We start from the raw sequence: 17,180 nt of genomic DNA on the forward strand, positions 1-17,180 counted from the left end.
AGGGTGACTGACGATCCATCAGATCGCGATCGTCAGAACGTCAGCTTCCAGCTGTTGATGTAACCGGTGTCGAGGCTGGCCACGTCCTGGACCCGCAGCTTCCAGGTTCCCGCGGCGGTCTCGGAGGAGGCGTCCACCGTGTACGTCGCGACCACGTTGTCGGCCGAGTCGGACGAGGAGGAGTTCTTCAGCCGGTACGCCGTGCCGTCCGGAGCCACGAGGTCGACGACCAGGTCACCGCGCCAGGTGTGGACGATGTTCACGTCCACGGTGAGCGCGCTGGGCGCCGCTCCGGCCCGGTTGACGTTGATCGGGGACTCGACGGTGGAGTTGTCGGGGATCTGGTAGTCGGCGGTGTTCTCGAACACCGACTGGTTCCCCTCCTCGTCCACGCGCCAGGCGAAGCTCGCCGTCCCGGTCTCGTCGGCCGCGTCCGTCACGGTGACGGTCGGGGTCCAGTTCCCGGCCGTGGTCGGGGTGCCCGAGATACGTCCCGTGGCGGCGTCGATGGACAGCCCGTCCGGCAGACCGGTGGCCGCGTACGACAGGGCGCCCGCGTTGGTGGACGACGCCTGGACGTCCAGGGTGACCGCCTGCCCGGTCAGGGTGTACTGAGCGGCCGGCGGAACGACCGTCACACCGTCGAGGATCCGGGAGCCGACGTTGATCGCGGCCCAGGCGTTGGCGGTGTTGTTGTAGGTGACCGAACCGAGCCCGTACAGGTCGGCGGCGGCCCGCAGGGTGTGGGTACGGGCGGCGGCGTAGTTGGTCGTGGACGTCATGTACGTGGTGAGCGCCCGGAACCAGATCTTCTCGGCGGCCTCGCGACCTATCGCCGTCACCGGCAGTCCGTCGAAGGTCGGTGAGTCGTAGGAGACGCCGTTGACGACCTTCGCGCCGCTGCCCTCGGAGGCCAGGTAGTACCAGTGGTTGGCCGGGCCCGAGGAGTAGTGGACGTCGATGTTGCCGAGCGTGGAGGACCAGTAGTCGCGCGAGGAGCCGTCCTTGCTGGGCCTGTCCATGTAACGCAGCGGTGTGCCGTCGCCGTTGATGTCGATCTTCTCGCCGACCAGGTAGTCCCCGACGTCCTCGCTGTTGCCGGCGGCGAACTCCACGGCGGCGGCGAAGATGTCGGAGGTCGCCTCGTTCAACCCGCCGGACTCACCGCTGTAGACGAGGTTGGCGGTGACCGACGTCAGACCGTGCGTCATCTCGTGCGCGGCCACGTCGATGGAGGTGAGCGGGTTGGCGTTGCCCGACCCGTCGCCGTACGTCATGCAGAAGCAGGTGTCCTGCCAGAACGCGTTGACGTAGTTGTTGCCGTAGTGGACCCGGCTGTACGGGGCGACCCCGTCGTTGCGCAGTCCGTTGCGGCCGTGGACGTTCTTGTAGTAGTCCCAGGTCAGCGCGGCCCCGTAGTGCGCGTCGGCGCCCGCGGTCTCCAGGTTGGCGGTGGTCCCGTCACCCCAGACGTCGTCGGTCCCGCTGAACAGCGTGCCCGTCCCGGACGAGCCGCGGTTCAGGTTGTACGTCCGGTGGTTGCCCCGGTCCGCGTCGGTCAGCGTGTACGACGAACCCGACTGGCTGGTGCCGAGCGTGACCGTGCCGCTGTAGCGGGTGTTGCCCGTGCCGGTGTGCACGGCCTCGTACTCGTACAGCTTCTTCCCGGTCTGCGCGTCGGTGATGACGTGCAGCTCGCTGGGCGTGTCGTCGTGCTGGAAGCCGCTCACGACGGTCTCGTAGGCGAGGGTCGGTGTGCCCTTCGCCGCCCAGACGACCTTGCGGCTGCTGTCCGCCTCGGTCTTGGCGGAACCCTCTTCCTTGGCCGCCGCGAGCGCCTGCTTCTCGGCCGCGGCCTTGCTGACCTCGGCGCTGAGGTCCGACACCTTCAGCTCGGGCTTGTAGGCCCGGGTGACGCTCTCGACCGCGCCGCTCTGGGCGGCGTGGACGACCAGGTCACCGCCGAGCACCGGGAGCCCGGCGTAGGTGCGCTCGTAGCGGGTGTGCACGGTGCCGTCGGCGTCCTTGACGACGTCACGGACCCGCAACTCCTCCTGGCCGCCCAGGTCGAGGCGGTCCGCGGTCTTGTCCGTGGCCTTCTCGGCCTTCTGGACGAGGGCGGCGCGCTGAGCGGGAGTGAGCTGGGCGGGCAGTGCGCCGCGGTCCGGTTTGGCGGCCGCGGGACGGGCGGTGCCTTCGCCGCCGTCACCGCGTGCCATCGCCGGGGCGCCAGGGACCGCGACGGCGAGGACCGCCGCCGCGACTACGAGGGCGGCCGTGGCCGTAGTACGTCTGTGGGGGGTGGATCTCACGCGAACTCCTTTGCTGCGGCCGACGTTGGACGAACGGCCGTACGAAGGACCCGGTGCACGGGTCGAGGCACCGGGTTGTGCAGGGAGTGCTGCGATGCGGGTGCGCGTGCGCCGTCGTGAGACGGGATGGGCACAGAGTGACAGACGTGAGGCGGGTATGTCAGGGGCATATCAAGTCTTTGGCCGGAAACTGATCGATCACTGACCACTGGTGACCAGGCGCTTCCCGGCGGCGGCGGTCCCGCGAGCGAGCGTGCGGGGTCGTCCTGGTCTCGTCGGATGTACTCCGGAACGCCCCCGCACGGTGGCCCGACAAACAGTGGCGCGGGCCCGGGCGGTTGGTGAAACCGCCCAGGCCCGCGCCACTCCACCTCACGGCATCACGCCGTCACTACGTGGTGTCACGGCTTGCGGGCGAGGCCGCCGTGTTCGGCGATGACCAGCGGGGCCGGGTCGGTGGTGTCCGGGCGCCAGAGGGGGACCGAGACCACGCCGGGGTCCAGCAGTTCGAGGCCGTCGAAGAACGAGGTGATCTCGTCGACGGTGCGCAGGTTGTACGGCACGGCGCCGCTCTCGTTGTACCCGTCCTGGGCCCGTTCGAAGACCGGGTCGATGCCCCGGGAACCGTCGTTGATGGAGAGATAGCTCCCGGACGGCAGCGCGCCCAGCAGACGGTCGACGATGGAGCGCGCCTGGTCGTGGTCGGCGACGTGGCCCAGGATGTTGCTGAGGATCAGCGCGGTGGGCCGGCTGAGGTCCAGCGTGTCGGCGGCGGCCGCGAGGATGCGGTCCGGGTCGAGCACGTTGGAGTCGACGTAGGCGGTCGCCCCCTCCGGCGTGGAGTAGAGCAGGGCGCGGGCGTGGGCCAGGACCATCGGGTCGTTGTCGACGTAGACGATCCGTGTCTCAGGGGCGATCCGCTGGGCGACCTCGTGGGTGTTCTCGGCGGTCGGCAGGCCCGTTCCGACGTCCAGGAACTGGCGTATGCCCGCCTCGGCGACCAGGTACGTGATGTTGCGCCGCAGGAACGCGCGGCTGCTGCGGGCGATGGTCACGATGCCGGGGAACACGGCGGTGTACGCGTCACCGGCCTGCTCGTCGACGGGGTAGTTGTCCTTCCCGCCCAGCCAGTAGTTCCAGATACGGGCCGAGTGCGGCACCGAGGTGTCGATCTTCTGATGCGCCGCGGGTCCGGGCGTGGTCGCGTGGTCGGTCATGTCTACCGTCCGTCTTTCAGCCGAAGCGAGGAGTTCCAGACACAACTTACGTCCCGACACCCGTTCTCCGTACGTCAGTTCACATTTCCGGTGGGCTCACAGAGGAACCCGGTCCCGAGGACGAGTTTGACGGTTCTGCGCTGCTCGGGGGCGATCGCACGCCGTGACGAACAGCAGTGAGCAGGACCGGTTCACCCAGGACGGAACCGTTCCTAGGGACTGAGCGGGAGTGAGTCCTGTTGCCAGGTCTCGTGCTCGGCCGAACGCCCCGGACGGTGTTGGGCGTTCTGGTTTGCCCGCGTTCGCTCCGCGTCCGGGCCCGACGGATCGTGTCCGTGGTCCGGGAATGCGGCGGCGCGGGGTTCCTCACACCCAGAAACCCGGCCTGCACCAGCCGCTGGGGCGCCCAGCACTGGCTGCGGCTGATCGGCGCGCATCGGCCCTCCGCCCCGTCAACGGCTTCCTCCTCGGACGCTACCGTGAGATCGGGCCGCAGGTCACGCTGTACCGCCCGGCACCCCTGCTGAGCGCAGGCGGGAACATGGTGACGGTCCTCGAACTCGAACGGCTCGGCGGGGAACTGGAGTTGCGGGACCGTCCCGAGCCGGGACCGCCGGAGGAGTACGTCGAGGAGTTCGACTGACCCGAGTAGCGTGCGAGTTGGCACGGACCGGGCGGCTGAAGGGGATCGACATGCCTGATGGATGGGAGTGGGACCGCACGCTCTTCCAGGGAAGCGCGGCCCACTACGAGCGAGGCAGGCTCCCGTACGCCCCCGGCTTTCCCGAAGCGTTCGCCGAGGCCCTCGGTCTGGACGGCCGGGGCAGACTCCTCGACGTCGGCTGCGGCCCGGGGACCGTGCTGCTGCCGATGGCACGGTTCTTCACGGAGGCGGTCGGCGTCGATCCGGACGAGGACATGCTGTCCGAGGCCGGGCGGCAGGCCGGGCGCCGAGGGGTGACCAACGCGCGCTGGGTGGCCGCCCGCGCCGAGGATCTGCCGGCGGGACTGGGGGCGTTCCGGGCCGTGGTGTTCGCGCAGTCCTTCCACTGGACGGATCGCGACCGTGTCGCAGCCACCGTGCTGGAGATGCTGGATCCGGGCGGCGCGCTCGTCCACGTGAGCGACCTGAAACACCCGCTTCCCGAGCCTCCGCCTCCGCCGTTGCCCGCTCCGCCGTACGACCGCATCGCTGACCTGGTGCGCCGATATCTGGGCCCGTTGCGCCGTGCGGGGCAGGGCGTGCTGGTCAACGGCACGCCGGGCGGGGAGGAACTCATCATCGAGCGCGCCGGTTTCCGGAACTTCGCACGACTTGTGGTGCCGGCCGGGGAAGTCGTCACCCGCACCACGGACGACATCGTCGCGTGGACGTTCTCCCGATCCGATTCGGCGCCGCACCTGCTGGGCGACGGACTCGCGGACTTCGAACGGGACCTGCGTGCGCTGCTGGAGGAGACGGCCCCCGACAACCGCTTCGCGGAGCGCCTTCCGGCCACCGAGATCAGGACCTGGCGGAAGCCTCCGAAGTGAACGCTGACGTCAGCGGCGGTCCGTCGGCGCTGTCGGTGGCCGCCGTCGGCCGCTGTCGGCCGCGGGCGGTCTCGTGCCCGGGAGAGATCGAGAAGCCACCCCTGGGGCGGAGGTGAGCAGCAGGGGGTCGGGTACGCTCGGCGGGTCCGGGGTGTTGGCAAGCTCGGGGCTTTGACCGGCGACCGCGCCCACCTGGCTCCTGCTCGAAGCGGGGTCCGTCTCATGACGGGTGGTCGCCTGTCGCACGCCCGGTGCGCCCACCGTGACCGTCCGGGACCCACCTTTCCACCGGATCCTGGAAGGAAGCGACGAGATCATGCGCGTCAGTGTGGCCCGAGGCCTGACGGAGGCCCGCCGATGACCGGCGGCGCAGAGCCCGTCCTCCTGCGCACCGCCGGCCGGGCCGCCCACATCATCCTCAACCGCCCCAGGGCCCTCAACGCCCTCAACCACGCCATGGTGCGGCGCATCGACGAGGCGCTGACCGCCTGGGAACACGACCCGGCCGTGCAGACCGTCGTCATCACGGGCGCGGGGGAGCGGGGCCTGTGCGCGGGCGGCGACATCCGTGTCGTCCACGACGACGCCCGCGACGGGGACGGCACCGCCTCGGCCGCGTTCTGGTACGACGAGTACCACCTCAACGCCCGTATCGCCCGCTACCCCAAGCCGTACGTCGCCGTCATGGACGGGATCGTGATGGGCGGCGGTGTCGGGGTCTCCGCGCACGGCCGCGTACGTATCGTCACCGAGCGATCGAGGATCGCCATGCCCGAGACCGGCATCGGCTTCGTACCGGACGTCGGCGGCACCCATCTCCTGGCCCTCGCGCCGGGCGAACTCGGCACTCTCCTCGCCCTGACGGGCGCTCGGATCGGCGCCGGGGACGCCCTGCTGTGCGGACTCGCCGACCACTACGTGCCGTCCACGTCGCTCGGGCACCTCCTCGACGACCTCGCCGAACTGCCCGTAGGGGAAGCCGTCGCCCGGCAGGTGCGGCAGCCGCCGGCCGGCGAGCTGGCCGGACGGCGGGAGTGGATCGACTCCTGCTTCGCCGCAGACACCGCCGAGGAGATCGTCCGGAGGCTCCTCGCCCACGGCGACCCGGCGGCGAAGGAGACCGCCGAGACGCTGCTCGCCAAGTCGCCCACCGCCGTCAAGGTCACCCTGACCGCCGTGCGCCGCGCCCGGCGGCTCGGCTCCCTGGAGAGAGCGCTGGAGCAGGAGTACCGCGTCTCCTGCGCGGCCCTGGCCACCGCCGACCTGGTCGAGGGCATCCGCGCCCAGGTCATCGACAAGGACCGCAACCCCCGCTGGTCCCCGGCAGGCCTCGCCGACGTCACCGACGCCGACGTGGAGCGCTACTTCGAACCCCTCGGCGACCGCGAACTCGGCCTCGCCCGGCCCGACGACCCCACGGGGGAGACGGCCCGGTGAGCGAGCCCGGCCGCACACCGCCGTACGCCGAAGCCGCACACCGCCGTACACCGGACAACACACGGCCCCCGCCCCGAAGCGCGCGAGTTCGCGGAATCCTGGACGCCTTGAGCTTTGAGCTTTGAGCTTTGAGCCTTGAACCGGACCGTGGTTGCCGCCCTGGGTGGCAGTGGCGTGCGGGTTCGGTGGAGCGGTGGCTGATGTCGGCGGTCGTTGTGGGCGCAGGGTTCGACAAGAACCCGAAGCCGTCTCCTTCCTACCGGCTTCCTACCGGCCGATGCTGGCGCACGTTACGGCACCCTCGGCCCGACAGGACCAGCAATTCCCGCCTTGGCAACGGCCCGCTCCCGTGGCTGGAGGTCGCCGTCGCGTCCTGCTGAGTTCCTGTGCAGGTCGGTACAGGTTCTGGGCGGCGTACATGGCAGCGAGGGTACGGAGCAGGAGGCGGAGCGCGGTTTCGGGCAGGTGGGGCTGGAGGCGGGAGCCGAGGCAGCCGTCGATGAGGCCGCCGAGGCCCAGCCGCCAGTCGGGTGCGATGGGGCCGGGGCCGGCCTGGGCCAGTGCCGGGTGGGCGGCGGCCCCCGGAGACGGAGGTGGTGAAGGTCGCGGCGAGCGTGGCCGTTGCGACGCGGGCCATGGGCATGCCGCGCGCGGCGAGGATGGGGTGTCGTATCAGTGAGCCCAGAAGCCGCCAGTTGTCGATCCGCAGACGCTATGACTCCAAGGTCAGTAACGACTGCGACACCCAAGGCACCTCGATCACTTCGGAGTAGTGCGGCGGGTCGCGAAGTGTTCCCCGCCGCAGGGGCCGATATCAGCGTGTGCGGCTACTTCGCCGGCTGGGCCGCTTCCAGGAGCTGCTTCACCACGGCCGCGTTCTTGCCGTGGGCTTTCTTCTCCAGGCCCTGAAGTCCACCGGCGTTCTCGCCGGTGCTGGTCTTCCCGGCGCTCTCGCCGGTGCCGACCTTCCCGTCGTCGTAGGGCATCGCGTGCGAGGTGGCGCCCCACTTGCCGTCATCGCCCTTCACCAGCAGGGCGATGTACTTGTGGCCCTCCTCGTAGCGGGGCTCGCCCTGCCAGGCGAACTCCCGCTCGCTGCCGCCCTCCCACCACCAGCCCAGGAGCTCGACCGGGTAGGTCTTTGGCGCGGCCTCGGCACCGGGCTTGGACCACAGAACCTGATCGACCTTCATCGTCGCGGTGCGCGGGATGTGCCCTTCACCGTTGTCCTTCTTGTCCTTTGGCAGCGCACCCCTGCGTTCGCTGCCGGGCGCCATCTCGATCACGACGGCGTGGTCGCCGTGCGTGACCCAGTCGGACGCGGTCAGGGTCGGGAACCCCGCCAACATGTGGGCCGCGACCGCCGGCGGCCCCTCGCCACCGCCATTGGCGGTGGCGACACCGGCGAACGTCCCACCGGCCACGGCAGCCACCGCGACAGCAAGAGCAGTCAAGCGCCCGCGCCGGGTCACGGGCAGCCACCGCCGGCCCGCAGCGGACTGGTCACTCTTCACACGAAACATGAAACGGCTTTCCCTCATGTGGTCTGGTACAGCCCGACGCCTCGACGGCCGCCCGGCAGAATCGGTGCCCGCAGCAGGGCCGGTCACGGCTTGACGTAGACATCGTTGATCTGGCCGACGTTGTGCGACCCGAGATTCGTCCAGGAAATCAACTGCTCAGCGGAGCCACCCGTGCGCATGCAGCCCAGGTCGCTGTCCGCATAACTTTGCGCGGGTGAGGCCTCGCCCCCGTGGGTGAGGCCGACGGCATGCCCGGTTTCGTGGCAGACAACGGCCTTCCAGGGGTTCGCCGACCCGCCACCCATGTTGTCGAAGCTGATGTGGTGCTGGTCGCACTCGTACTCGCTCGCGGCGTCATTGCACCAGGTCACGCCATTGACACCGGCGGCAAGACTCGGGTCGTTCCAGTCGAAGATGATGTCCGTCTCGGACGAGCCGTCGTACTGCATTTCACTGCCCGTGTGCTCGTGCCGTTCGAGATCGGTGGGCCCGTACTCATCCCCAAGCACTTCGCGCACATCGTTGTCGTCGGCGGTGGTCATGCCCGCCTCGATGCCGAAAGTCGGGTAGCCGTTGTCGGTCCGACAGCAATAGCCGTCGTCCTCACAGTCCCAGTACGTGTTGTCGGCCTTGTGCATGTTGTCGAAGCTCGCCGCCTGGGCGGTCAGCACAGCGCCGACAAACAGGGCGCCGGCCATGGCCATGACCGTGAAGATTTTTCTCGCGCTCCGCTGGAGGAGTACCTGCACGCGTTTGCCCCTCATCGACTTCCGGCCGATTCCTCCCCCGGCCGGGTGCAGGCGTTCGACTATATCTTTACAACATCATCTCTCGGCATGGAAGATCATGCTCCCGTTGTGAATGACCGTCAGAAACGTGATTTCGCAATGTTTGCCCACTTTTAATGGGCTGGTTGGCCGCCCTCCCGCACCACCGGTTTCCCCCTCGAACGCGGTGTCGTCGGGAACGGCGAGGCCGCAGCGACGATCTCGGGAAAGGCCGCCATCAGGCCTCCACCGGGGCGGGAACGGATCAGGATCCGGCCGCCGGGCCACCTCCCAGCAGTGCCCGGTAGCCGTCCCACTACGGTTCCGCCGCGTGTTCCGGATGGAGTACGCAGTCGGGTGTGGGGGTGGCGAGCATCGGCTCCGGCAGGGACCAGGTCGAGGACATGGTCGAAGGTGTTCCACCGTGAGCAGGCGACGGGGCGGGTGTCGCCCGGTCAGCGGATGCGTGGCAGGGCCTTGTCCGGGTGCGCGGTCTGTACGTATTTCACCGCGACGCCGGGGTGAATGCCGAACAGCCGGACGAGGTGCACTGGGTCGGCGGTCTGCTGGGCCTCGTAGAGTTTACCGACCGCGGGAGCTCGGATACCGGCTCTGAACTGCGACGATTCATAGACTACATGTCCGTGTCGGCGAGTTGGGATCGTTGTTGTCGCTCGTTCGTGTGGTCGTCGTGCCGCGAGCGGGAGCACGGTGCGCGAGGCTCGCAGCGCCGGGGGTGCCTGGGCCCCCGTCCCGTTGCAAACCAGTCGCCCAGGGGGCGTGGGGTCGGACACGATACGGCCATGACTAGCAATCTCTTGCTTGGCCGGGCCCGGGAGCTATGGAGTGAGCTGGCGGTGACGCCAGTGAAGTTCTCCTCCTCAGAGGGGGCGAACATTGTGGTCTCGCCTGCCTCGCAGTTGTGTCCGCCGTTGTGGACGGGGGTCGTGGTCCTCGGCGGCGCCAGCATCGTCACCGTGCCGAGCGTGCAGGTCGCCGAGCTGATGGCGGGCGCTTCAAGGAAGCTGTCCAATGAGGAGCTCGTCGACGAGGGTCGCTTGCGTGAAGTGTTGCCCGTCCTCGACGTACTTGGGCCCGCGTCCCTCCTCTATCTCGACCGCGCCGACTTCTTTCCTGTGCAAGGAGGCGCCGCTGTCGAGAAGGTGACGTGCGGCGACGATGAGCTGGCCGAGCTCCTGGCCCGCGCTGGTGAAGAGGACGCCGGCGAAAGCGGCTTGGAGGACATCACGTCTCCCGCATTCGTCCTCCGTGACGGTGACAAGGTGGTTGCCGCGGCCGGCTACCAAGCTTGGCCTCGGTCGGTGGCTCACCTCAGTGTGTTGGTTGAACCGGACCATCAAGGCCGGGGGCTGGCGCGGGTCGTGGCGTCTGCGGCGGTGGCCCATGCACTGGACGCCGGGCTGCTTCCGCAATGGAGAGCACGGCCGTATCCGTCAAGGCGTGTGGCGCTTGCGCTGGGCTTCCAGGAGCTGGGTTCCCAGCTCAGCATTCGCCTCGGCGACGGCGGCCCGCCAGCCTTGGCCGGTGAGCCGCCATCTGAACTCGACCGAGCTGATTCAACGCACCGTTGAGTCGGCGATCTGGGCTTCGAGGTCGGCGACGCGTCGGTCCTGGAAGCGGAGATTTGAGCGCGCGGCTTTGAGTCGTTCGTCGAGAGTGCGGTTGTCGGTGGTGAGCTGGCGGACCCGTTGCTTGAGTGTGGTGTTCTCGGTGGTGATCCGCTGGATCGCCTCCTCTGTCCACTCGGCCTGCAAGTCGCGGATCTGGCCGAGGAGTTTGCCGATGTGGGTGCGCTGGGTGAGGATCTCAGCGTGGGCGGCGTTGAGGGCGTCCTCGGCGTTCAGCGCGCGTTGACGCCAGGTCGCCTCGTGCTCGTTGTCCTGGTCGGCGAGCATCTGGGACCGGCGTTCGCCGGTCTTGGCCATGGCGGTGGCGACCGCGGTCCTGGCCTCGGGATTGTCGTAGAGGAAGGTGCGCGAGACGTCCGCGCGGCGGGCGACGGCGGCGACGCTGACCTGGGCCTTCTCCCGCCGGATCCGAGCGATGGCCTCGTGAACCCGCTGGAGGGCGGCCTCTGCTCTGCGACGGCGGGCCGCCAGGGCGGCGGCTGTGCGAGGTTCCGGGACGGTGGCGGGGTTCATCTGCGTGCTTCCTCGTCGTCGGCCGTTGTGTACTCGTCGCTGTACTCGCCCTCGTCGTGTCCAGCGGCGAGGTCGGTGGCGCGGAAGGCGGTGGACCACACGCGGTGGAAGTAGTCCTGGGGTTTGCGCAGGTCTAGGGCGAGGGCGTCATCGAGAAGGCCGAGGCCGGACAGGGCCTTCTCCAGGCCGTCGATGGCGCGGGCGGTGGGCTCGAAGTACTGGTGGAGGTAGTCGGCGGTCGCGTCGTCCGGGGCACCTTCGGCCAGCAGCCGCCACTGCTCGCGTTTGCGGCGCCAGTAGAGAAGGTCGGCGCCGGACAGGACGAACTTGTCGCAGTTGTGGCAGTCCAGGTTCCACGGACAGGCACCGCCGTCGACGACGGGCTGGAAGGTGCAGAAGCCGCCCTCGGCCGGGGTACTGCGGCGGGACAGATCGATGGCCATGGCCTGGGCCTGTTCGCGGGTGAGCGGGGTGGCCTCCCCAGCGAGGAGTTCACCAGGTTGGGCGGTGCCCGGGCCGGCGACCCAGACGCGCTGCAGCACGTCCTCCAGATCAGAGCTGGTCAGGTGGACATAGTGCTCGGCCATGCGGTCGGAGACCTGACCGAGGTAGCGGCGGATGTGCGTCAAGGTGGCCCCGGCCCGCAGCAGGCTGGTGGCCAGAGTATGCCGGGCCTGGTGCGGAACGTACTGGCCGAGGTCAAGCTGTCCCAGCCAGCGGCGGAAGCCGCGGTGGAACCAGCTATAGGTGAGGGATTCCTCCCCACCGAGGTTGCGGACCCGGGTGGGGAAGAGAGCCATACGGGTCCGTTCCGACCGGGTGGGCTGGCGGCCGTGCCGGGCTGCGAACCGGGCCAGAGTCTTTCGCTGACGCTCGGCGAGCACCTTGTAGAGGTAGTCGGGGATGCGAATGGCGACGTCGTAGTTGCCGACCTTGGTCTGATCGTGCCAGAACATCGCCAGTCCGCCATACCTGCCGATGCAGTCCAGCGGCACCTTCAGGACCTCACCGCTGCGGCGGCCGGTGATGATGATCGTCTCCCAGATGTCCCTCATGCCCTGGTCCAGCGGGTCATAAGTCTCCGCGAGTTGAGCCAAGTTGCTCTCATCGGCAAGAGCACGTGCGACGTCGTCGGGGAACGGGCGGCGAGAGGGTCGCGGCGCTTCCCCACCGGCAGCCGGCATGGCGGCAACAAAAGCGTGGCCAAGCCCCAGATCGTGCACCTGTCCGGACTCCAGCGCCTCGCGCAGGAGCTTGCGGGTGTAGTTGAAGACGGGTCTGCGCGTGTTCGTGGTGACGATCGACGGTGTTCCATCGGCGCGTTTCATCACCAAGGACGGCAGGCCGTTGCGTTCACGGTGCCGCTGGTCAGCAACGAACCGCGTCATGTGCTCTTCGCGCAGCAGGGAGGGATCATGGCCCCCGCCGGGTGCGTCGACCTCAAGAAATGCGCTCAGCTCGGTGATCGCCCGGCGGATCTGGTCGAACGGGCTCCTGCTGCGAGGGCACTGTGGGGAGCGCATCAGGGCAGCCAGGTAGTCCCACAAGAGATCACGCAGCCAGCGTTGAGACACCCCAGTCAGGTCGAAGTGGCCGCGCCGGTGCGGAATGCGAATCCCGAAGTGCTCGGTCTCGATGAACCCTGCTTCCCGGGTGTCAGCCGGAGCGAAGTAGACCAACCGGAGCGTGTTGGACATCTCGCGGGCCACCAGGCCCGTCGACCGGCGCTCTCCTCCGATGCTCAGGTCGGTGAGGGAGCTCAGTTCGTGGCCGCGGCATGAGTTGATCAGGTCCTGAACCCAGGGCAGTTCCCACTTGGCACGCTGTTGCTGGGCGTGAGCAAACAGGCTCCACTGGACCTCAGCCTTGGCCAGCGGCCTGAGCCCGAGCAGATTGATTTGTCCCGGGCGTGGCACCGGAGTAGCTGTCGCGCACCATCGCCGGAACTCCGCGAGGTCAACGTATGCGACGGGGACCGGCCGCCCATTCTGCTCGTAGCGTGACCACCACTGCTCCGGCAGCGATACTCCTCCGGGACTGCCGTGTGACCGGTAACGCTCCTCGTGCCACACGCATAGCCCCGTCGGCGCGTGCGCAAGATCGCGGCAGACCACGACCTGACATCGCCCGTAACCCGTGAGGGGTTCCTGGTCGCCCAGCCACTGATCGAACCCAGTATCAACACCGTGGGCGGTCCTGTGAGCGTGCCAGCGCCGCTGATGGCGGTAGCAGAGATGAGTGCCGGCACTCTGAGCAGGCCGGACCAGACAGATCCGGCAGGTGATCTCGTGAGCTCTCTCGGCGAGAGCCAAGGGCCGGGCGGTGCGCAGGAACTCACCTTTCGTGCCACCGCGGGCGCGTTCAACGCGCCACTGCTCGTTGTGGACCGAGCAAAGATCCCTGGTGGACGTCCGCCACCGTTCGCATCCGTTTACCAGACACGCCCAGGAGTAGACCGGGTGCTCTGGCGGGATCTGAATGATGTCCGCCCGATACAGGGGGTCGAAGCTCGGCCCGTTGATCAGCGCGCTCAGAATCTCCAATCGGTCCCGGCCTTCGCGATCCGGACGGTCGGTGTGGAGCGGCAGCAGAGAGGTCGCGGTCACTTCCTCTCCCCCCAGACCGTACGGAGCGCGGCGTCGAAGTCCGGGTCGTGGACGTCGACGTGCCCGTAGATCTCGTCGACCATCGTGGCCGAGGCCCAGCCGCCGGCGTCCCGGGCGATCAGCAGATTGCCGTGGGCGGCGTCGAGAACGGCCGAGGTAAAGGAATGCCGGAAGGCATGGGGCTTCACAAGTCCCAGACCGGCGCGTTTCCCAGCCCGGCCAAGCATCCGGCGGGCCGCGACCGGCGCCCACGGATGCCCGGTGTTCGCGCCGCGCAGCTGGACGAGGAGCATCCCGTGCCCGGCCTGCCCGCGCGGATACTCGCCGCCGGTGAGGTACTCGAAGTAGGTGTGCACCATCGCCGGGCTGACCCGCTTGATCAGCCCGCCGGTCACCGTCCCGCCCTCGAGGCGCCACGGGTGCTTGGTCTTCGCCTCGGCCCGGTTCGGGTTGCCGGGCCGGTGGCAGATGTGGACGTGGGGGGTGCGGCATTCGCCGCAGGCCGCGTTCTCGCGCAGGTGCAGGTCGACCAGGTGGAGCCCGCAGAGCTCGCCGATCCTCAAGCCTCCGTCCGCGAGCCAGGTGACCACCAATCGGTCCCGGGCCGAGTTCACCACCGTCAGGAGCCTCTCCCGGGCTCCCTCGGGGAGCATCTTTGGGTGCCGTCGGTGCGGGCCCTTCGGCGCGAGCGGGTTGGCGGGCAGCGCGGACTTCACGTGTCCGAGGAAGGAACGACGCCGGTCCACTCGCGACGGCAGCCGGGACGTGTCGAGCTTCTTGCCGAGTTCGCCGTTGACGCCGAGGGATGCCTGGTGCAGGTAGAAGCCCTTCAAGCAGGCCGCCGCGGTCGACAGAGCGGAGCGGCCGTAGGGGCGCTTGCCGACCCGCCACGGTTCTCCGAGCGGCATCCGGATCTCGGCGCCGACGACGCCCATGTATCGCTCAAGATCCCGCAGCACGACCTTGTCGAAGGCCAGGCACTCGCGCTCCAACCACCGCAGGTGGTCCACCAGCAAGTACGCGTACGTCCTCTGCGTGCCCGAACCGTCATGGACACGCAGGAACCGGTCCGCCTCCTTGTGGACCGTGCCCTCGGGCCAGACGATCGTCCACGACCGCCGTCCATCCTTCCGCTCGATCGGCTGGACCCTCAAGTCCCCGACCACCACGTGCCGTACCACTCGTCCTCCGTACCGACTCCGGAACATGACAGACGTCCCGGTCCCGGTCGGTAAACGAGCCCATGACGCCAACGTCACAGGTCCAGACGGACATCATGGGCGGCACTACCCACGGTCGGTAAAGTAGAGGATGCGGTCGGCCCACACCTGGCGGGGCAGCAGTCCGATCTGGTCGAAGGTGGCCCTGCGCGCGCAGTAGCTGATCGGTGGGGATGCCGGGTGCCGGTAGGTCCGGGAAGTGATCAGCAGATGCGGGTTGGTGGCCTCGGGCCAGCGCCGTCGGCGTTCGCGCAGCCAGTCGGCCACAAGGCCGGTGCTCAGCTCGTCGTGGTGGACGGTGTGGATGTGTTCACAAGGCGGCGACCTTGCTCAGCGACGGCGTGAACCCCGCCTTCGCGAGCGCCGCCTGCAGATCGACCGGTCGTCAGATGTCGCGCTTGGCTGCCGCCCAGCGCAGATTCCACTTCACCGCAAGCTCCCCCTGTCCGCGATCAGCCGCTGCCCGGCCCGCGTCGCCGACGACCTCCAGCGGTCCGCCTGCTCGGGATCAGCCTGGGCCGTCGCCAGGTAGTTGACCGTCGTAGTCGTCCAGACATGTCCGAGCATTCGTTGTACCTCCCACAACGTCATCCCGCGCTCGTAGTTGTGGGTCGCGCACGCATGCCGCAGCAGATGCGGGAACAACCGCGGCACCGGCCCCGGCAGATACAGCCCGTGATGACCAGCCAGGAACCCGTGCGTACTCCAGTTCGGTAGGCTGCCGACGTGACCGACACCCTCCACGGAATACGGATCAGAGCCGGCGCTCCGGCCGACGCTCCGGCCATCCTCGGCATGCTCGACGCGGCGGTGGCCTGGATGAACGAGCGCGGCAACACCGAGCAGTGGGGCACGATCCCGTACTCACGGCGGCCCGACGGGGTGGCACGGGTCGAGCGGTACACGACCGAGAACACCCCGTACATCGCGGAGCTGGACGGAACACCCGTCGGCGCCCTGGTGCTGGACTCCGGCCCCAGCCCCCAGATGCCGATCGCACCGGCCGGGGAACCCGAGAGGTACGTCCGGCTGCTGGTCTCCGACCGCCGCCACGCCGGTCGGGGCATCGGGGCGGCCCTGCTGGCCCACGCCGCCGAGGAGACCCGCCGGGCCGACGTACGGCTCCTGCGGGTCGACTGCTGGGCGGGCGGCGGCGGTGACCTCGTCGCGTTCTACGAACGCAACGGCTTCATCCCCACCGACCGCTTCCTCTCCGGCACCTGGCCGGGCCAGGTACTGGCCAGGCGCGTCGACTGACCGTGCGGCCAGGAACCACCGACGGTTGTCGCCGGGTGCCGTGATCGACCACCGGTCGATCCGGCAGGCCCGGGCGCGGGTCAGTGGGCGATGCCGTCGATGAGATCCCGGGCGCCCTGGCGGAGCAGGGCGACGGCGACGGAGGTGCCCAGGGTCGCGGGGTCGAGACGGCCGGCCCATTCGTGGGCGTTGATGACCGTCTTGCCGTCGGGGGTGAACACGGAGGCGCGGAGGGAGAGTTCGCCGCTGCGGTCCGTGCGGGCGAACCCGGCGATGGGGCTGTTGCAGTGGCCCTGGAGGACGTGCAGGAACATCCGCTCGGCGAGGGTTTCGCGGTGGGTGTCAGGGTCGCCGAGGCCGCTGACGGTGTCGATGGTGAGGTCGTCGCCTTCCCGGCACTGGAGCGCCAGGACGCCCGCGCCGATCGGCGGCATCATCGTCTCGACGGACAGGATCTCGCTGATCACGTCCGCGCGGCCGATCCGCTCCAGCCCGGAGACGGCCAGCAGCAGCGCGTCCGCCTCGCCGGCGGCGAGCTTCTCCAGACGGCGGTTGGCGTTGCCCCGGAACGGCACGCACTCCAAGTGCGGGTGGGAAGCGGCGAGTTGCGCCGTACGCCGTACGGAGGAGGTGCCGATACGAGTCCCGGCGGGCAGCTCGTCCAGGGTGCGCCCGGCGGGGTCCACGAGCGCGTCACGGATGTCGTCCCGCTTCAGGAACGCGGCGAACATCGTGCCGGCCGGGAGGGGCCGGTCGGCGGGAATGTCCTTCACACAGTGCACGGCGAGGTCCGCCTCGCCCGCGACGAGCGCGGCGTCGACCTCCTTGGTGAACGCCCCCTTGCCCTCGACCTGGGAGAGATCGCCCATCCACTTGTCCCCGGTCGTCTTCACGGGGATCACTTCGGTGCGCAGCGCCGGGTGGAGCACGGCGAGCTCGGCGCGTACACGCTCCACCTGGGCCAGAGCCATGGGCGAGTCTCGGGAAACGATGCGAATCAGGTCCTGCGACATGAAGGCACGATAGCCCCTCGGGCCCGGCCCCGTTGACCACCCTCGACCCCGGTCCTGACCCGGGTCCTGATCCCGGCCGGGCTCCACCCTCGACGACCATCCGGGACGACCAGCCCGAACGGTCGGCCTCGGC

General features: G+C 69.1%; 13 protein-coding genes and 4 pseudogenes. 5 read left to right on the forward strand and 12 right to left on the reverse strand.

Annotation, left to right across the window (positions count from 1 at the left end; genetic code table 11):
• Nucleotides 1–32 precede the first annotated feature (32 nt).
• From OG858_RS42955 to OG858_RS42965, 3 genes and pseudogenes are all read right to left on the reverse strand, one after another.
• The gene (locus OG858_RS42955; RefSeq protein WP_328543878.1) at nt 33–2,312 is read right to left on the reverse strand and encodes a M4 family metallopeptidase; all 2,280 of its coding nucleotides are present in this window, start codon (nt 2,310–2,312) and stop codon (nt 33–35) included.
• A gap of 401 nt (nt 2,313–2,713) precedes the next feature.
• Nucleotides 2,714–3,529 (reverse strand): SAM-dependent methyltransferase, encoded by an 816-nt coding sequence (locus OG858_RS42960; protein WP_046709109.1) that lies wholly within the window; start codon nt 3,527–3,529, stop codon nt 2,714–2,716.
• 212 nt (nt 3,530–3,741) lie between these two features.
• Nucleotides 3,742–3,886, reverse strand: a pseudogene (locus OG858_RS42965) (transposase); the annotation flags it as partial.
• A gap of 94 nt (nt 3,887–3,980) precedes the next feature.
• On the opposite strand from OG858_RS42965, the pseudogene OG858_RS42970 reads away from it, so the two are divergent.
• From OG858_RS42970 to OG858_RS42980, 3 genes and pseudogenes are all read left to right on the forward strand, one after another.
• Nucleotides 3,981–4,172: pseudogene (locus OG858_RS42970) on the forward strand (beta-galactosidase); the annotation flags it as partial.
• Nucleotides 4,173–4,222: 50 nt separating this feature from the next.
• On the forward strand, nt 4,223–5,062 hold the full coding sequence (locus tag OG858_RS42975) for a class I SAM-dependent methyltransferase (RefSeq protein WP_328543877.1): 840 nt from the start codon (nt 4,223–4,225) through the stop codon (nt 5,060–5,062).
• Nucleotides 5,063–5,419: 357 nt separating this feature from the next.
• Nucleotides 5,420–6,499, forward strand: coding sequence for an enoyl-CoA hydratase/isomerase family protein (locus OG858_RS42980; RefSeq protein WP_086749737.1), 1,080 nt, complete (start codon nt 5,420–5,422; stop codon nt 6,497–6,499).
• A 399-nt stretch (nt 6,500–6,898) separates the two neighbouring features.
• On the opposite strand, the pseudogene OG858_RS42985 reads toward OG858_RS42980, so the two are convergent.
• The 3 genes and pseudogenes from OG858_RS42985 to OG858_RS42995 all read right to left on the reverse strand — a co-directional run.
• Nucleotides 6,899–7,181 (reverse strand): annotated as a pseudogene (locus tag OG858_RS42985) (sulfite exporter TauE/SafE family protein); the annotation flags it as partial.
• Nucleotides 7,182–7,326: 145 nt separating this feature from the next.
• Nucleotides 7,327–7,923, reverse strand: a complete 597-nt coding sequence (locus tag OG858_RS42990) for a hypothetical protein (RefSeq protein WP_330346578.1) — start codon at nt 7,921–7,923, stop codon at nt 7,327–7,329.
• A 182-nt stretch (nt 7,924–8,105) separates the two neighbouring features.
• On the reverse strand, nt 8,106–8,771 hold the full coding sequence (locus OG858_RS42995; RefSeq protein ID WP_328543876.1) for a hypothetical protein: 666 nt from the start codon (nt 8,769–8,771) through the stop codon (nt 8,106–8,108).
• Between the two features lie 821 nt (nt 8,772–9,592).
• Between OG858_RS42995 and OG858_RS43000 the strand changes: the two genes are divergently transcribed.
• Nucleotides 9,593–10,381, forward strand: a complete 789-nt coding sequence (locus tag OG858_RS43000) for a GNAT family N-acetyltransferase (RefSeq protein WP_328543875.1) — start codon at nt 9,593–9,595, stop codon at nt 10,379–10,381.
• On the opposite strand, the gene OG858_RS43005 is transcribed toward OG858_RS43000, so the two are convergent.
• The 5 genes and pseudogenes from OG858_RS43005 to OG858_RS48395 form a co-directional block, all read right to left on the reverse strand.
• Nucleotides 10,367–10,951, reverse strand: coding sequence for a DUF6262 family protein (locus OG858_RS43005; RefSeq protein ID WP_328543874.1), 585 nt, complete (start codon nt 10,949–10,951; stop codon nt 10,367–10,369). The two genes, OG858_RS43000 and OG858_RS43005, sit on opposite strands and share 15 nt — an antisense overlap.
• Nucleotides 10,948–13,557: a tyrosine-type recombinase/integrase gene (locus OG858_RS43010; protein ID WP_328543873.1), complete on the reverse strand. Its 2,610-nt coding sequence runs from the start codon at nt 13,555–13,557 to the stop codon at nt 10,948–10,950. Before OG858_RS43010 ends, OG858_RS43005 begins: the two co-directional genes overlap by 4 nt.
• Nucleotides 13,554–14,711, reverse strand: a complete 1,158-nt coding sequence (locus OG858_RS43015) for a tyrosine-type recombinase/integrase (RefSeq protein WP_327745553.1) — start codon at nt 14,709–14,711, stop codon at nt 13,554–13,556. The genes OG858_RS43010 and OG858_RS43015 overlap by 4 nt, the downstream gene beginning before the upstream one ends.
• Nucleotides 14,712–14,843: 132 nt before the next feature.
• Complete coding sequence (locus OG858_RS43020; protein ID WP_086751221.1) at nt 14,844–15,044, reverse strand: hypothetical protein; 201 nt, start codon at nt 15,042–15,044, stop codon at nt 14,844–14,846.
• 159 nt (nt 15,045–15,203) lie between these two features.
• Nucleotides 15,204–15,452: pseudogene (locus OG858_RS48395) on the reverse strand (tyrosine-type recombinase/integrase); the annotation flags it as partial.
• Nucleotides 15,453–15,503: 51 nt separating this feature from the next.
• Between OG858_RS48395 and OG858_RS43030 the strand changes: the two are divergent.
• A complete protein-coding gene (locus OG858_RS43030) occupies nt 15,504–16,034 on the forward strand; it encodes a GNAT family N-acetyltransferase (protein WP_086751223.1) in 531 nt (176 codons plus the stop codon).
• An 80-nt stretch (nt 16,035–16,114) separates the two neighbouring features.
• Here the strand turns inward: OG858_RS43030 and hemC are convergent, their stop codons facing one another.
• Nucleotides 16,115–17,047 (reverse strand): hydroxymethylbilane synthase, encoded by a 933-nt coding sequence (gene hemC, locus OG858_RS43035; protein WP_086751225.1) that lies wholly within the window; start codon nt 17,045–17,047, stop codon nt 16,115–16,117.
• Nucleotides 17,048–17,180 lie beyond the last annotated feature (133 nt).

The sequence above is a fragment of the Streptomyces europaeiscabiei genome (assembly GCF_036346855.1).
GTDB classification, from domain to species: Bacteria; Actinomycetota; Actinomycetes; order Streptomycetales; family Streptomycetaceae; genus Streptomyces; species Streptomyces europaeiscabiei.

Coding starts and splice junctions, on each gene's coding strand:
- OG858_RS42975 (WP_328543877.1), top strand. CDS start 4,223: ATGCCTGATGGATGGGAGTGGGACCGCACGCTCTTCCAGGGAAGCGCG.
- OG858_RS42960 (WP_046709109.1), bottom strand. CDS start 3,529: ATGACCGACCACGCGACCACGCCCGGACCCGCGGCGCATCAGAAGATC.
- OG858_RS43000 (WP_328543875.1), top strand. CDS start 9,593: ATGACTAGCAATCTCTTGCTTGGCCGGGCCCGGGAGCTATGGAGTGAG.
- OG858_RS43005 (WP_328543874.1), bottom strand. CDS start 10,951: ATGAACCCCGCCACCGTCCCGGAACCTCGCACAGCCGCCGCCCTGGCG.
- hemC (WP_086751225.1), bottom strand. CDS start 17,047: ATGTCGCAGGACCTGATTCGCATCGTTTCCCGAGACTCGCCCATGGCT.
- OG858_RS42980 (WP_086749737.1), top strand. CDS start 5,420: ATGACCGGCGGCGCAGAGCCCGTCCTCCTGCGCACCGCCGGCCGGGCC.